This window comes from Maritimimonas sp. 2405UD52-3, from assembly GCF_056591715.1.
In genome coordinates, this window is record NZ_JBWQOL010000005.1 from 161,891 (window position 1) to 178,456 (window position 16,566).

At 29.0% G+C, this 16,566-nt stretch carries 13 protein-coding genes; 6 read left to right on the forward strand and 7 right to left on the reverse strand.

What is annotated here, in order from left to right; translation table 11 throughout:
* Nucleotides 1–171: 171 nt before the first annotated feature.
* Nucleotides 172–1,206, reverse strand: coding sequence for a class I SAM-dependent methyltransferase (locus AC1EU5_RS12645; protein WP_480192763.1), 1,035 nt, complete (start codon nt 1,204–1,206; stop codon nt 172–174).
* Nucleotides 1,207–1,908: 702 nt separating this feature from the next.
* Between AC1EU5_RS12645 and AC1EU5_RS12650 the strand changes: the two genes are divergently transcribed.
* The 6 genes from AC1EU5_RS12650 (at nt 1,909) to AC1EU5_RS12675 (ending at nt 9,733) form a co-directional block, all read left to right on the forward strand.
* Nucleotides 1,909–3,318: a hypothetical protein gene (locus AC1EU5_RS12650; RefSeq protein WP_480192764.1), complete on the forward strand. Its 1,410-nt coding sequence runs from the start codon at nt 1,909–1,911 to the stop codon at nt 3,316–3,318.
* The gene (locus tag AC1EU5_RS12655; RefSeq protein WP_480192765.1) at nt 3,296–4,675 is read left to right on the forward strand and encodes an arylsulfotransferase family protein; all 1,380 of its coding nucleotides are present in this window, start codon (nt 3,296–3,298) and stop codon (nt 4,673–4,675) included. The genes AC1EU5_RS12650 and AC1EU5_RS12655 overlap by 23 nt, the downstream gene beginning before the upstream one ends.
* A 137-nt stretch (nt 4,676–4,812) precedes the next feature.
* Entirely contained in the window at nt 4,813–5,598 is a 786-nt protein-coding gene (locus tag AC1EU5_RS12660; RefSeq protein ID WP_480192766.1) for a hypothetical protein, read from the forward strand.
* Between the two features lie 88 nt (nt 5,599–5,686).
* On the forward strand, nt 5,687–6,349 hold the full coding sequence (locus AC1EU5_RS12665) for an LbetaH domain-containing protein (RefSeq protein WP_480192767.1): 663 nt from the start codon (nt 5,687–5,689) through the stop codon (nt 6,347–6,349).
* A 265-nt stretch (nt 6,350–6,614) separates the two neighbouring features.
* Entirely contained in the window at nt 6,615–7,295 is a 681-nt protein-coding gene (locus AC1EU5_RS12670; protein ID WP_480192768.1) for a polysaccharide biosynthesis/export family protein, read from the forward strand.
* 17 nt (nt 7,296–7,312) lie between these two features.
* Nucleotides 7,313–9,733 carry a GumC family protein gene (locus tag AC1EU5_RS12675; protein WP_480192769.1) on the forward strand — a complete coding sequence of 807 codons (2,421 nt, stop codon included), beginning with the start codon at nt 7,313–7,315 and terminating at the stop codon, nt 9,731–9,733.
* A gap of 94 nt (nt 9,734–9,827) precedes the next feature.
* Here the strand turns inward: AC1EU5_RS12675 and AC1EU5_RS12680 are convergent, their stop codons facing one another.
* The 6 genes from AC1EU5_RS12680 to AC1EU5_RS12705 all read right to left on the reverse strand — a co-directional run bounded on the left by AC1EU5_RS12680 (nt 9,828) and on the right by AC1EU5_RS12705 (nt 16,558).
* On the reverse strand, nt 9,828–11,225 hold the full coding sequence (locus tag AC1EU5_RS12680; RefSeq protein WP_480192770.1) for a sugar transferase: 1,398 nt from the start codon (nt 11,223–11,225) through the stop codon (nt 9,828–9,830).
* 362 nt (nt 11,226–11,587) lie between these two features.
* A complete protein-coding gene (locus tag AC1EU5_RS12685; protein WP_480192771.1) occupies nt 11,588–12,343 on the reverse strand; it encodes a hypothetical protein in 756 nt (251 codons plus the stop codon).
* An 11-nt stretch (nt 12,344–12,354) separates the two neighbouring features.
* Nucleotides 12,355–13,431 carry a DUF354 domain-containing protein gene (locus tag AC1EU5_RS12690; protein WP_480192772.1) on the reverse strand — a complete coding sequence of 359 codons (1,077 nt, stop codon included), beginning with the start codon at nt 13,429–13,431 and terminating at the stop codon, nt 12,355–12,357.
* 16 nt (nt 13,432–13,447) lie between these two features.
* Entirely contained in the window at nt 13,448–14,596 is a 1,149-nt protein-coding gene (locus AC1EU5_RS12695; protein ID WP_480192773.1) for a carboxylate--amine ligase, read from the reverse strand.
* A 7-nt stretch (nt 14,597–14,603) separates the two neighbouring features.
* Nucleotides 14,604–15,527, reverse strand: coding sequence for a glycosyltransferase family 4 protein (locus AC1EU5_RS12700; protein ID WP_480192774.1), 924 nt, complete (start codon nt 15,525–15,527; stop codon nt 14,604–14,606).
* 2 nt (nt 15,528–15,529) lie between these two features.
* Nucleotides 15,530–16,558, reverse strand: coding sequence for an ATP-grasp domain-containing protein (locus AC1EU5_RS12705; protein WP_480192775.1), 1,029 nt, complete (start codon nt 16,556–16,558; stop codon nt 15,530–15,532).
* Between the last annotated feature and the right edge of the window lie 8 nt (nt 16,559–16,566).

Sequence of the window (16,566 nt, forward strand, 5' to 3'; positions counted from 1 at the left end):
GCTGAACTTAAACCATATTCATCATTAATTTTCTCTAAATATTAACTTTACCAAACTCCTTCAAAATATTTGCAATCAGTTACAGTGAAGATTTAATTTTGTCATATAATACTGTTTAATTTTAGGTTATTTGCTCTGCTTTTAAACAGTTCGGTTTTAAGGGAAGAAAAATTACATTTTTTTTCTTGCTGTACATATATAAACAAACTCATATACTTGATATACTTCTATTTCCTCAAGATCATCAGGCAGTAAGTTAACAGGGCATCCAATAATAGTGTTGAGACAAGCAAATACTTTCTTAAAATAAAAATGTTCTACCCATGTGGCTGATTCGTACTCTTGTTCGTCTAAAAACAGGATTTTACCACCTTTTTTAGTCACTCTAACCATTTCCTTCAGAGCAGTTTTGGGGTCGGAAAACCCATTAACTGCACCATAATTGGTGGTAATATCAAAAGTTTCAGATTCAAAAGGAAGATTAGTAGCATCTGCTACAATAAAATCTGCTGGAACTTTCTGCTTACTCATTAAACTTCTCGCCTGTACTATCATTTCTAAAGAATAATCTACAGCCGTGTAGTCTGCATTCAAATTCATCCAACCATGTCGAAATAGTGAATTACCAGTACCACTGGCAATATCAAGCATTTGTATTTTTTTATCTGACTCTAAATATTCCCTTTGAAACGCCTTATGAACAGAAGCGTGGCTTTTCTTAGGTGTGAAATTTCGAATCTTAAGTATAATTTTTATTGGAATCGAAAGCAAAAGCAAATATGCATATCGAGGATATTTTGTTAAATAAACAATCAATATTGCCGTTGGTATAAACAATAAAAAATCAAAAATGGTTACATTATTAATACTACGAAATGCAACCAAATCTATCAAATTATATGCTGAGAAAATTAATAGAAAAACTAATAAAAAATATACAATCCAGTATTTCACAGATACTCTTACTGGTCTAACTGGAAGCATAAAGAAAGGATTCCAAAAATTATAAAACCAAGCTGTATACTTATAAAGTCTTTCTCTAAGCCTTTTGTCTACTTTACTAATAGAGTCTGTAAAATAAAGTTTAGGTATCCCATCTTCACAAGTATATTTCTCATTACACTCGCTACACATCCAGAAAGTATCGTAACGGTCATATATAGATTTTTTTTTACAGGACGGGCATATCACTTTAGACTCAATCATTTTGTGTCATTTTAATATTAAAAATCCAATACTATTCTTTTTCATTTGTAGAGCAATTTTATACTAACTATTTGGAAAAATAATATAAGTGATCTACATTTCTGTTTGTAGCTTGTTAAATTAACAAATTACATTTAAATAAAGATATGAAATAAATTGAAATTTTTAAGATTGTAAAAATTTTACTTTCTCTCAAAAAAGGAGTTGATAATTGTTAATTAATAATCTTTTGCTTTTTGAAAAGAGTCAGACTCTTTTTGTCTAGCGTAAATCACTGGAAAATAGCTATCTGAAAAATGACAATATTTTCACTTATTCATCGTATTGAGGCGTCTATGAAAACTATTTTGTAATAAAAGATAATATCAAAACTAAAAATAATCTTTTGATTCATAAGTGTATTCTGAAACTGTATACCCCTGAAGAAATTATCCCATTTAAATCTAAATTTATTACTTTTGTAGTAATTGCGATTTTTGATAAAAGAAAAAAATAATCTATTATGTACTATTTATATTTAGGTCCAGGTGTCGGTGGTGGAATCTTGGCAATAATTATTGGAGTAATAATTTTAATTTTAATTACTCTATTTACTTTTTTATGGTTTCCAATTAAACGCTATTTGAAAAAAAGAAAAAAATCAACTTGATATTTTTAGCCGGTTTTCTTATTTCCTTATTGGCAATCCTCTTTTTTTTTAAATTGAAATATATTTCAAGCATTAATGATTGGATACTTGCGACATCACAATTTGTATATTATAGCGGACATCCTACATTAAATGATGATGAAATATTTAATCAAATAAAAAAACGATTTAGAGGTGTTGCTAGTTTTTTGTTGGTTGTACTACTAAAAACGATATTGTTCATTTTTGTTATTATTTTTTTAGTTGGTATTTCATCTATCGTCATCAATTTATTTAACGGAAAAACTATCCCTCATTTTAAATCGGAAGAGTTCATTTCGGAACTTTTTCCAAAATATTTGCTTCAATGGCCATTTATATTAGGTACACTATTACCAATACTATTAGTCCCATTAATATCTAAGAAAAAAGAAAAAGAACCTTACTCCTCAATCAATAAATTGTTACATTATATTTTTTTAGGAAATAAAAATATATCTCGATTCATTTTCAAAATTGAGTTATTCTTAAATAAGAAAACATTAAAAGCTAATGTTTCTACTCATAACGTTTATATATCGGGTATGGCAAGGGCAGGTACTACTGTGATAATGCAGTACTTGGGAGAGTTACAAGAATTTAGAAGCCTTTCTTATAGAAATTTACCCTTTTTGTTTATGCCAAAAACCTGGCCTCTTTTAACATCAAAAAAAAAGGCACAAGAAAAAGAAAGGTTTCATCAAGATGGTATTAAACATAGCTTAAATTCGTATGAAGCCTTAGAGGAACCTTTTTTTAGAAATTATTTAGGGGATCAATATATAAAGGATGATAAAATCATTAAGCATGAATTAAATAATGAAATATATAATAAATACAATTATTTCAGAAAATTGATCGCTAAAGACAAAATTTATTTAGCAAAGAATAATAACCATTTACTCAGAGCTGAATCGTTACAGCAATTGGATGATAAACATAGTAATAAAACAGTAACTATAATTCCATTTAGAGACCCTTATGAACAGGCAGCCTCGTTATTAAAACAGCATAAATTGTTATCTAAATTGCAAAAAGAGGACAATTTTACACTAGACTACATGGATTTTTTAGTGCACCATGAATTTGGTTTACATACCAAAATACCAACCCTACAAGAAAAGGATTTTGATTCAAAATTATATTTAGATAAAGATAGTCTTGACTATTGGCTCGAAATTTGGTATTTTTTTTATTCCCAAGTATATTTCACTTTCAAAGAAAAAAGAAGTTTTCATTTTTTTTGTTATGAATATTTTGTTTCTGATCCGAAAAAATCATTAGAAATATTATTATCAAATGTTCATCTACCGCAAGAATTAGTTGATTCTATCAAAATAAAGGAATTTAAATCAAGAGCCAGTAAAAGCATTAATCAAAAAAATATTAAATATGTAACTTTATTTAATAATCTTAAAAAAAATGCAATCAATAGTTATGGATAAATTTGTAAAAATTCTTCGGGTAATTTTAGTCCTATTTTTTTTTATTTGGTTAATTAGCTGGTCTAGTATACGTGCTTTTAAGAAAGTTGAAGGAGGAAATTCTGGACTTTATAATAAAATCATGGTAGAATTTTACAATATACCTTATGAAATTAGAAAATGGTTCAAATCCAAAGAAGTGATACCTAAAAATGCAATAAAAATAAAAGGCATTGACTCTCTTCAGGAAATTGGTAAAGCTAATAACCTAGAATATGTTAGTGATTCAATTTTTTTACTTCACACTTCATTTATTAATCCTACTACTAGCGAAATATTGTTGCAAAATATTAAAACTGGTGAAGTAGCTAGAAAATGGACCATTCCACTAGATATTATCTTAGCAGATTTAGATACCATTATATCTATTTTTGATAAATCCAATTTAAATAAAAAATTGTCTGAGAAGATGAAAAAGAGCATCCAAAGAAAAACAGACGAGATTATTATAAGACACCAGATGATGCTTGAAGATGGTTCTGTAATATTTAAAGTAGCATCGTATGGATTTATATATAAAATGAATAAGGATTCTAAAATTCTTTGGAAAAGTAATAAAATCGCGCATCATTCATTAGAGCTAGACGAAGAAGGTAATATTTGGGCTTGTTCTATTGATCTTAATAATGATACCGCTAACTCTATTGGTTATAGAGATGATGCCATTTTATGTTTAGATCAAGAAGGAAATGAATTATACCATAAATCTTTGACAGATATTTATTTAGAGAACAACCTTTTCGAAAGTACAATAGAGTCAACACCTGTGGGATATAATTGGAATAATACGTACAAGGATCCATTTCATTTAAATGATGTTGAACCTGTAATGAATGATGGTACTTATTGGAAAAAAGGTGACGTTTTTCTGAGTATGAGAAATAAAAGCTTAGTTGCATTGTTTAGACCCCAAACTAATAAAATTATTATGCAAAAACAAGGCCCTTGGCTCAATCAACATGATGTTGATATTGAAAACGATTCTATAATATCAATTTTCAATAATAACCTTTCTTTCTTGAACGATAAAGTAAAAGAAGGCAATAATGATATAGTCTTGTTCAATTTTAAAACGAATCAAACAAATTTTATTTTGAATAATATGTCTAATACTAAATGGCAGGGTCGCAAATCAATACTGTCATCAAAAGATATTTTTGTTGAGGAAACACATAAAGGCACATATTATTTATATGATTCTATTGGAGCATTAAAATATAAATTCTATGTTCCATATAGGCCAAAACCTAAATATGCTCAATTTCCAGGATGGTCTAGATTATATTTAAAAAAGGAAGGAAAGTATCTTGAAGAATAAAACATGAAAAAAGATAATAATTAGGTTGCTGATATTTTTTGATAACTTCTTAATATATCTTTTAAGTAGCTAATATTTTTTCAGTCAAGCAATAAAAAACTTGAGTTAAATTATCTAAGACAAAAATTAACTATTTAATGAATGTAAAAAAATATTTTTTCAAAATATTTGGCATATTTGGATATAGAGTAAAGCTTATAAAAAAACCTAAGAAAGTTTATGTCAAAAATTCAATAACAAGAGGTGTTATTTTTGAAATGATAGGAACATCAGGTATAGGTAAAACTACTTTCCATTCTAAGGCAAGTAAAGTCTTAAATTACAATTGGAATTTAGATTATTATAGAGCAAATGAGCAACAAAGCATTAAATCTAATTCTTTTCTTGACGAGTTCTACCTACTAAACATATCACTTACAATTTCAAAATTTTATAATAATAAGAGAGACTTTGATCAAAATATGAGATTATTAAATTTCATGACAAGCTCAGCTAAGGACGATAGGTATTTGAACCTTTCAGGTTTACTAGATGACAGTGGATGGTTTCTAGATGACAGTTTTTGCCATAATTTTACTTCAGAAATTGTTGAAATAATTGAAAAAAAATTAATTTCAGATGAAGTTTTAAATAAATTTTTTACAGGAAGGAAATTGTTATTTTTAGAGGCACCTGTAGAATATATAATTAAAAATTTGCAAAAACGTAGATCAGAAATTAAAGGAGCTCTTAACGACTATCTCAGCATATATGGAGAGGAATCTGTTAGAAAACTTGTACAGGAAAAACAATATAATTGTCGTAAATTGGCTGAACTATCATCACAGTATGGAGCATGTACATGGAATTTGGATTTGTCAGAAGGTGATGATAAAAATTTAAAAAAAATTAAAGAAATTGAAGCTGAGATTATAAAAAAATAATTGATGAATATTTCAAAAAAAATCAAGTCATCATTTAATATAAATATGCTGTACTACTTTGCTATGATATAAAAGATAAAATCAAAACATGAAAAATATTATAATATTAGGAACAGGTGGATGTGCTGCTGAAACCACTTTTTATATAGAGGACCACAATGCTAAAGTTCCAGAAAATGAAAAGATAAATATTAAAGGGTATATTGAATTCGATTATAATTTAAAAAAGTATTATCAGAAATATAATTTCAAAGCACCTGTTATATGCGACATTGATGGATATTCACCTGCTCCAGACGAAGAAGTATTAGTATGTGTTGCTGATATTAATTTTCGAAAAAAAATGATTGATAGTTTACGCAAAAAAAGTGCAATGATTGGCAGCTTTGTCCATGATTCTGTTATACTACCCAAATCATTGAAAATTGGGATTGGAAATATAATATTTCCATTCTGTATCATAGAAAAGTATGCTGTTATTGGTAATTATAATATTATTACCCCATACAGTGTTGTAAGCCACGATTGTACTGTTGGTGATAATAATTTTTTTGCAACCTCTGTCATTGCAGGTCATGTAAACATAGGTAACAATAATTATTTTGGCGTTAGATCTGCGGTGGTTCCACGTGTTCAAATTGGTAATAATAATGTGATTCAGGCAGGAATGGTAGTTTATAAATCTATAAAAGATGATGCTACTGTTTTTTTTCGTTTCAAAGAAAAAGTTATGGCCATTCCAAAAAAATAGTTTTATATAAAAGTTATTAAATAATTTTTCGCAGAATTACTACAGACAGAATTACTACAAGTCTATAACGAAAATTATTATACTAGTATTAGAAAGAGTTATTTGCCTATATTTGTTCTTAAACTACCTATACTAAATACCAAAAAAAAAGGACATGAAAACTTCAGTTACCGAGCTTAAAAAATATATCTATTTAATCTGTATTTCATTATTTTTTATCTCTTGTGGTTCAAAACAAGATATAGTTTATTTTCAAAATGTAGATATGGTACGTAGTAGTAATTCTGTTAATAGCTATATTCCTATTATTCATCCGGACGACATGTTAACTATTATTGTATCTGGTCTAGACCAAGATGCTGTACGACCATTTAACTTAACGGTTGTTAATTTTAGTGATGAATCAAATTCAACGGGTAGAAGAAATCAACAATCGTATTTAGTAGATTCAGATGGTAATATAGATTTTCCTGTACTTGGAAAACTGAAATTAGCTGGATTAAATAGAGTACAAGCCACATCTATGATTAAAGATCTGTTAAAAGAATACGTAAAAGACCCTATTGTAAATATTAGAATAGTTAATTTTAAAATAACTGTTCTTGGAGAAGTTAGAAATCCAGGTTCATACACTATTCCAAATGAACGAATAACAATTATTGAAGCTTTAGGTTTAGCTGGAGACATGACCATACAGGCCGAAAGAAAAAATGTTTTAGTGATTAGAGAAGAGAATAGTAAAAAAAAATATATTAGAGTAGATATGACTTCAGAAGATGTATTTAATTCTCCTGTGTATTACCTTGCTCAAAATGATGTGATCTATGTGGAACCAAATAATTCCAGAGCTAAATCCTCCACAATAGGTCCGAATTCAACCCAAACTTTGAGAATAGTTTCGATTTTACTTACTGCTGTTGCTTTAGTTTTTAGCATAACAAGATAAATAATACAGAAAGTTAGATGGAATTTGATAAACAACAAAAGCTTCATCATGAAGATGAAAATATTGACAGTATTAATGTTAATATTAAGGATACCATTATTCAATATCTTAGGCATTGGAAATGGTTCGCCTTATCACTTCTACTAAGCATTATTATTGCATTTTATAAATTAAATTTTGAACGTCCTAAATATAGAGCTACAACCACAATAAAAATTAAGGATGAAGAAAATGAGGGTAATTCCACCCTTTCAGTTTTTCAAGACTTAGGTGTTGTGAATGGTTCAAATGATAAAATAGAAGATGAAATAGAGATTCTAAAATCTCAAAGTATTGTTACTGAAGTAGTAAAATCACTTGGGTTAAATATTCGATATTATACCAATAAGAACTATCTAAGTAATTTTTTAGATGATAAACTCGGATTAAATACTGAGTACTATGAAACTGAAAATTATGTTGAGCCCCCATTAAAAATTAATTTTTTAATGAGTGATTCCACAGCCTATAGAATAAACTATTCATTTATAATTTCTGTTAATTCATTAAATAGTTTTTCGGTTACTGATATAGACAAGACATTCTTGCTAAAACATGATTTTGGTGAAAAAATTAATATTGGATTTGGAGATATTATCATTGTTCCTGCTACTGACTTAAAGGAAAGTAATTTAATTGGCTCTAACATTCTAATTCAAATTAACTCTGTTAATAAATTGGCTCGTGCATTAGCCAGGAACATATCTATAGAACCTAAATCAGAAAGATCAAGTATATTGGACGTATCGATAGCAGATGGCGTTCGACAAAGATCTAGAGATTTCTTAAATGAGCTTATCAAAAAATATAATGAGCGTGCTATCTTTCTGAAAGAAGAACTATCAAAAAGTACTTCAGATTTTGTGAATCAAAGGCTAGAGATAATATCTAATGAGCTATCTGATGTAGACCTTCGAACGGAAACACTTAAAACTCGCTATGCAGGTTCTGATACTGGCCTAAATATGCAAAGTGGACAAGATTTAGAAAATCAAATAGTTGGTGCAAATACAAAACTTCAACTAATTGAGTCTCTCAAAACATATGTAAGCGAAAAAGATCCTAACGAACCTATACCGCAAAATTTAGGAATAGAAGATAATAATGTACAATCTGCATCTGCACAGTACAACAATCTTATAATTGAGAAACAACGTTTGTTAAAAAATTCGACTGAAAAAAACCCAATTATTGTTAATATTAATGATCAATTAAAAGCCTTAGAGAATAATATTAAACAAGGGCTTGATAATTTGAGTTCTACTCAACAAATATCTATAGATGCACTTAATAAACAAGATGCTGTAATCAATTCAAGATTGTATTCTGCCCCAAAGCAAGAAAGACAAATTAGAAATGTGCAGCGTCAACAGGGTATCAAAGAAGCATTATATCTATACCTTTTGCAAAAAAGAGAAGAAACTGCGATTACACTTGGTGTTGTTGATCCAAATGCCATGGTGATAGAAAGAGCTGAAAGTGTGGGCAGTGCAATCTCGCCAAAGAAAAAGGTTTTTTATTTAGTACATATATTTATTGGCCTAATTATACCTTTTGTTATTATATTTCTTAGAGATTTTCTTAATACAACAATTAAAAGTCGCGAAGAAGTTGAAAAAATATTAAATATTCCTATACTTGGCGATATCCCAAAGTTAGAATCGAAAAAACGCTTTTTGATTAATAAAGAAGATCATTCTAGCATAGCTGAAGCTTTTAGAATACTTAGAACCAATTTGAACTTTTTATTGACTAATTCTAAGAAAAAAGGGAAGGCAATTTTTGTTACGTCTACCATAGCTCATGAGGGGAAATCTTTTGTTGCTTCAAATTTAGCAGCTTCATTAGGGTATGCAGGCAAGAAAACATTAATTTTAGGTATGGATATTAGAGCTCCTACAATAAAATCATATTTAGGTATACGTGGTTCTCAAGGCGTAACAAATTATATCATTAATAATGATTTATCATTAAAAGATATTGTTATAAACGTACCAAAGGTTGAAAATTTAGATTTGATTTCTTCAGGAGATATTGCCCCAAACCCTGCTGAATTGCTAATGAGCACACGTGTAAAAGAACTTTTTGATGAAGTAAAAGAAATTTATGACTATATAATAGTTGATACTGCTGCCTCAAGCATCATAACTGACACAACCATTATAAAGAATCATGCTGATGCTTTTATTTATGTTATAAGAGTTAACTTCTTAGATAAAAGACTCTTAAGTTATGTTAAATCAATTTACAAAGAGAAGAGATTTCCGAATTTAGCTTTACTAGTAAATGGAATAGACTCAAAGAAAGGTTATGGTTACGGATACGGATATGGAGCGCAGCATGAAAAATCTAAAAATAAATGGTGGCGTAGCTTGACAAAGCTAGCGAATACTTCATAAGTGAAAATTTTTAAATTCGTATACACTTAATTTTAAAAAGCCCCATACAAATTAATCTACATGAAGCTTTTTTATCAATGTTGTACCTTATTATTTAAGCGCTTCTTTTGTTCTTAAAGAAGATATTAAATATTGCTTTGAAAAAATATTTAGTATCTGTAAAATAAGGATTTCTAAGTTTTTCTTCTAAATATTCTTTCTCAGCTTGTAATACACTTTCAACAGAACCCATTCTATTTAAAGCTACATATGGAGGAACACAACCTGGCTTTTGCTTTAATCTTAATTGTTGCATTTCAACAGGTATATCTTTAAAATAGCGCTCAGAAACTGGTCTTACTCCAACCAATTTTAATTCTCCTTTAAAAACATTTATAAGTTGTGGTAATTCATCTATCCAATAACGTCTTAAGAATTTGCCCCAAGGCACTAATCTAAAGTCATTGGCTGGTTTCCCAGTATTTGAATAACCATTAAGCTTTAATATATAATCCTGAAGGTATTCAGAGTAAGGATGCATTGTTCTAAGCTTATAGACACCAATAGTCTTACCATTTTTACCTACTCTTTTCATCTTAAACAACGGACCATAACTAGGATTCATGTCATATGCAGGCTCTTTAACCTTAATTGCAGCATAATAATGTCTGTTGTCAATTACAGTATAATCTAAAATATCAAAACCGCAAGAAACTAATCTACCAAGTGATTCAGCTTTAGATAGCATTCTGTTTTTTCCTTTAGTAGCAAAGAAATACAACTTTTTTACATAAGGTAACTTAGGAAATACTCTGTGCACAATAAAACCAACCAAAGAACATAATTTATTCAATACAGGTATTCTACAAATTACATTCTTATTTACGCGGTTGTTAAATGTTTCAAAACTTCCCATTAATATACCACCAAAAGGTAATCTTTCATTGGCTTGTTCTAATTTCTTATTTATCTTCCTAAAATTATTTATCTTATCAAGTAAAACAAGATTTTTTATTTGAACTATGTTGCTATAGTTAAGCAAGTCTTTTTCTTTAGGCACTACCAGACAATCATAAGACGCCACATCTAAAAAATTTTGAAAGAATTCAGCAGGTCTTTCTCCTACTTGCTTTTTAATTGTATCAATATTTTTAGATGATAAAGTTTCCTGAAGCTCCTTTAACTTAGAAAATTCGTTAAATGCAACTAAAAATTCTTCTTTAAGATGCTCATAAGTAGCAAGAGATATTCGTTCTTTTCTACATATCTGTTCTTTACTTAAATCGCCAATTAATCCATCAACAACGATCCTAATACGGTCCATTGATGAGAAATCAGAGATTTTTTTGAGCTTTTTCTTTTTGACGATAGGACTTTCAAATAATGATGCATTTCTTTTTTCACTATTTTTTAAACCATTTAGCCTGTCAAATATGTGATTTTTAGCCAAAGACACGTCACTTTCGGAGTTTCTACCTTCAGTTTGGTGTGTAATGTTTAATAATTCTAACATAGCAATTTTGAATTAAATAACAATTTCTAAAATATCAGCTTATACAATGACAATTATATAAGTTAACATTTCCAACTTTTTCTTTAGTCAAAAAAACTCTCCAAAACCGGGTATAGACACTCGCAAAATGAGTTAATCTATTTTCTCCAAATGTAAATAAAGCTATTAAATTAAAAGGCATTGAGGGTTTGTATTTATGATCAAATACAAACTTACTGTAGTAACTTTTGAACAATATTAAATTGGCCATTTTTAGGGGAGTTTCTTTTTATAGCTTTGCAAATATACAATTTTATATTTATTCTTCAGAAATTTAAGTAGTTAAATAACAAAATAACCGTTTTTTAATATGTTCTTTGCATTTACTTAACATAGAATAATCGCTTAATTATATTCTTAGTTTTCTGCATAACCAGTTCTTTATTCCAAGAAAAATAATCGTCATTCCATCTTTGAGGGTGGAATGTAAACATAATTTTATTAGGCAATGAGCCTGAGTTTGCAGCATCAATGATTTCACTCGTTTGATGAAAGGTCATATTAAAAGTAGTACTCACTTTATCACGTACACTAACTTTATGACCATCCCATCTCCTACCTGTATCTGTTAAATAATAAACCTCATTAAAATCAACATCAAAATAAGGTTCACCAATTATTTGATAATCTTTATAATTATGGTGCTTCCAGAGATCCTTAGAATCATACTTAGACATAGGGCTACCATGCATACAAATGGTAGTAACGGGAGCAATTTTTCTTAATCTATTTAAATTATGTTCAAAATCCTTCATTGCATTATCAATATTACCATTACATGTGGTTAAATTCTCATAATGATAACCTATTTCATGCCCCAAAGACTTAATCTCTTTAATAATTTCTTCATCCCAACTAACAGGAACAGCTCTAAAATAAAAAGTTCCGTTAACTTTAAACTGGTTTTGAATTTGCGCAAATCTCAATGAATTTAAAGGCTTTAAGTCTACATCATGCCTTAACACAATACTTTTTTCTTTTGGGCTAACTAAAAAGTCATGAAACGTTTGAAAAGTATAATCTTGACCTATTAAACTTTCAAGTAATTTTTTATAAATATCTAAGGTGAAATCTCTCATCTAGAAATAGTTTAATTGAATTGATCTTGAATATTTTGGTCTCTTTTGAATTCTGTAAGACTCTTAGGATAATTTTGCAAAAACCAACAGAAAAATTCTGTTGCATTTATTTTCTTACTAAGAAATAAGTCTAATTTTTTTCTGTGAGAATTCTTTGAATCATCTTGTATGAGAATAGCTTTGATTTTTTCAATAACTCCATTGGTATCTCTAAAACTGTATAGTAAACCAAATTCAGCTTCGTCATGAAAAACACCTGCATCCAGACTATTGACATATATAGAAGGCACCCCTAAGCATGCCGCCTCTGAAGCCATAGTGCCTCCTTCACCAATATATAAACTCGCATAATTTAATGCATCATGCATTCTTTCAGGAGAAATTTTGATCTGGTATTTTTTTAAGCTGTCAGGTAAATTTGATTCAGAGGTTATGAACACCCGAACATATTTTGCCATTTCATGCACCATTCTATGCTTAAAATCAAGGCTAAAACCTTTTTGACCAAGGTCATGATGTGCATCCCAAGAAACAAATCTAATCAATGCAAATTTTTCATTTTTAAATAACCCTAAGTCATCAAAAATGGATTCATCAGGCTCGTAGACAGCAGGATGTAAATAAAAAAGCTCAATGTTTGATTTATATCTGTAATGATTCTTTCCGAGGTCTATTAAATACGAATCTCCCGTAAATTTTAAAGTTACAAATGGTAATGTTAGCTTATGAAAAAAAGAAGTATGTTCTGTGTCAGAAAACGCGAAATTGGGAATTCTTAATAACCAGGCTATGTGAGCACTATGAATTGAAAATCGGCTTAGTACATAATCTGGCTTGAAAGATCTAACAATTCTCAAAAAGGCTATATAATCAATTGGTAAATTCAGGATTTTTCTTAAGAGGCCCTTTCTGTTTTTTGATAAAATTCTATACTTAAGGTTATATTTATCTAATAATTGCTTAGTAATATCTTTATCTTTTGCAACAAATAGACACTCCCACCCTTTTCTTTCTAAAATCCAATACATATGTTTGAACTGATGAACCTGAGCTGGATGACCCACATCAAAAATTACTCTCTTTTTCATAGCAATTCCATAAAATTTATCTCTTTATAATAAGATACGGTAAGTACAATAATTCAAAAATAGCAGGAAATAAATCACTTTTATCCCAAACTGCATATTTCTTATTTCCCTTTCTGGTTTTATACTTCATTTTTAGTCTTTTCATCTTTAATTTAGTGGGCGTATCAGTCAAAATGTGCTGAAATGTTGCAGTATTATAGGTTTTTTTTACAATCTCATCATAACCGTACATATAATTGTATAGACTCATTAATAAGGGGGAGTCTGATTTCTCGGCAATAGAATGCCATTTCCAAGTTCTAGGATTCACCTCTAAAAATTTATAGGTATTATCTCTAATATCATATTTAAATTCTACCTCACACACTCCTACAAACTTGGTTTCTTTAAGAATCTTCTCTGCAAATTGAACAATCACATCATTTTCAATAGTTTCTGCATATGTAGTTGCATTGCCAAAATCTGGTGGATGTTGTCTCGCTCTACGTGCACATAGTCTAACTAATGATTTCTCTCCGTTAAACATAAAGCAAGCTGAATACTGATGCTCACTGTTTCCGGGAACAATATCTTGAATAATAATTTCATTGCTAGGTATAATCTCTAAAGCTTTTTTGTAATTATTATATAATTCATCTGAATGGTTGCAAACAAAAACTTTCTTTTTTGTTTTAGAATAGAACGTATGCATGACTGCCGGTTTAATGATACAGGGATACTTTATGGTGAGCGATTTTAACTGTTCAATATCATCTGGCATAACAGTCCATGGAATTGGAATATCTAATTCTTCTGCCAATGTATAAGTAAGGCGTTTATTAAAGAAATACTTCAAGGAAGTAAAGTCTGCTGTACTGACTTTAAAAAATTTAGATAAGGCCTCTTTATTTTTACTCAGTACTTCAACATGAGCATCACTTGTAGGCATTATAAGCCAATCATTATATCTATTTTTTTGACCAATTCTTAGTAATTCATCAAATAATTTTCCTTTTTTGTAGCTAAAAAATTTCTTGCAATATTTTGAGTGTCTTGTTAAATTAAAATAAGTAGTATCTAACAAAATAGTAGGAATTCCACTTTTACCAAAAATTCTAGCTATGCCTAAACCCTGAACATGACCACCTATAATAATTACTCCTTTATTGCTTACATCTCTTTTCATATACGAATTAAAGTGCTATTACTTTCTTATAAATATCAATAACCTTATTAGCAATTTTAGATGCTCTTAAATAAGAAATATTTTCTCTACCTGTTGTTTCACCTTTAAAATCTAAAGCTTTAGTAATTGACAACGCAATCTCTTCAGTGTCAAAACCACATACATAACATCCTTCAGTTTTCTCTATTCTTTCTCTAACATCACCTACATCGGTTGCTACAATGGGCCTACAGCACGCCATCGCTTCTTTAATAACATTAGGACTACCTTCTCTAAGACTTGTTAAAAGAACAACGTCTGAAGCATTCATATAATATGGTATATCTTCATTCTTTATATTTTCTAAACAATGCATCATTAACAAATCATTATTCAAAGAATTAAAGGCCCTGGCCGCAAGATTGTAATTTTTTTCGGGCCTATTAGGACTAGAACAAAATAAAATATGCCTTTTATTTGGATTCCAATTCAATTTCTTCTGTGCTATTAATTTATCTATAGGTTTAAACCTATTAAAATTAACACCGTTGGGTACAATAGTAGTCTTATTTATATTAAGAATCTCACTCATCTCTTTTGACTTTACAATGATAGCTTTCCAGAAAAAAAGATTAAATATTCTAATGATCAATTTATAGAAGAACTTACTATTAACATCGCTTCCCATTAAGGAAACAACTAATGGCTTTGCACCAGCCAATGAAGCAACATATGCACTTAGTGAATAATGTGCATGTATAACATCAAACCTATTCTTTTTTAAATACTTCTTTAAAATTGGAATAAATTTCAGATATCCAAAAATTCCTTTTCCTTGAATGGGAAAATAACTAATGCTTATACCTTGTGCTTCCAATGAATCTCCCTGATTCTTTGTAATAGGAGAAATTATATTAGACGAATTACCACTAGAAACAAATAAAACTTTCATTATTAAGCCTTATTGAGAAAATCTACAATACTTTCAACATAAAACTCCTCAATACTTTGGTCTATTTCGTTTTGCACCCAATCATCTTGTTCCTTTTCGTAGTAAATATCACTCATAAGAATAGTTGATGTACCAAAATATAGACCTTGAAATTCAACCAAATGAAAATTTTCACCATCAAACACTACATCTAAAGATAGGTTTGGAAGATTCATTGAGTCAAAAACTTTTTTCGCAAAATCTAAAAGACCTGAAGGCAGCAAAGACTTACTTCCTGGTAAATAATTTTCATGACTCCCACTTGCTCTAAAATCATTTTTTTTAACGTGCCTTGTTAAAACGAAGTATTTATTTCCATAAATCAAAATCTTCCAATCATTTTTTAAATTTGGTATAAATGATTGTAGAATAAATTTATTTCTATAAAGAGAGTCTTTTACATAATCTTGATGTTTAAATCTCCTTAAACGATCCTTTAGATCATTAAGAAAATACTTAGAATTACTAATAGATTTAACCTTACGAATTAAGTCATCTCTATTTTGAGCTAGCATAACGCCCCTACTCATCGCTCCGCTTGCTGTTTTTATTACTATGGGAAATTTAAAATCCTCAATTTTCTCTTTCATTTCTTCTAATGTACCAAAAACCCATGAATCTAATTTGTCATTCCAGAAATGGCCATTATTCTTTCTATAAAGCTCCATATAAACCTTATTATTATTAGCCCTTAAAAAATCAAAGCTGGGAATAATATTAGCTCCTTTATTTTTTAGATATAATAGCACATCTTCAATGTAAGATTTATAGTGATAACCTTTATCTTCGGAAGAAGTATATAAAATGTATTTTTCTTCAACATCTTCAATATAAACAGCATCAGACATCTTAACAAATTCAACTTTAATAGAATTAAGATTGAACAATTCAAAAATTTTCTTTAGATCAAACCCACTTCTATACGGAAAACCGCCTTGCTTTGAACCAAAATAATTTTTATAATTTGTTAATATAATTACTTCTTTTGTCATATCTATTT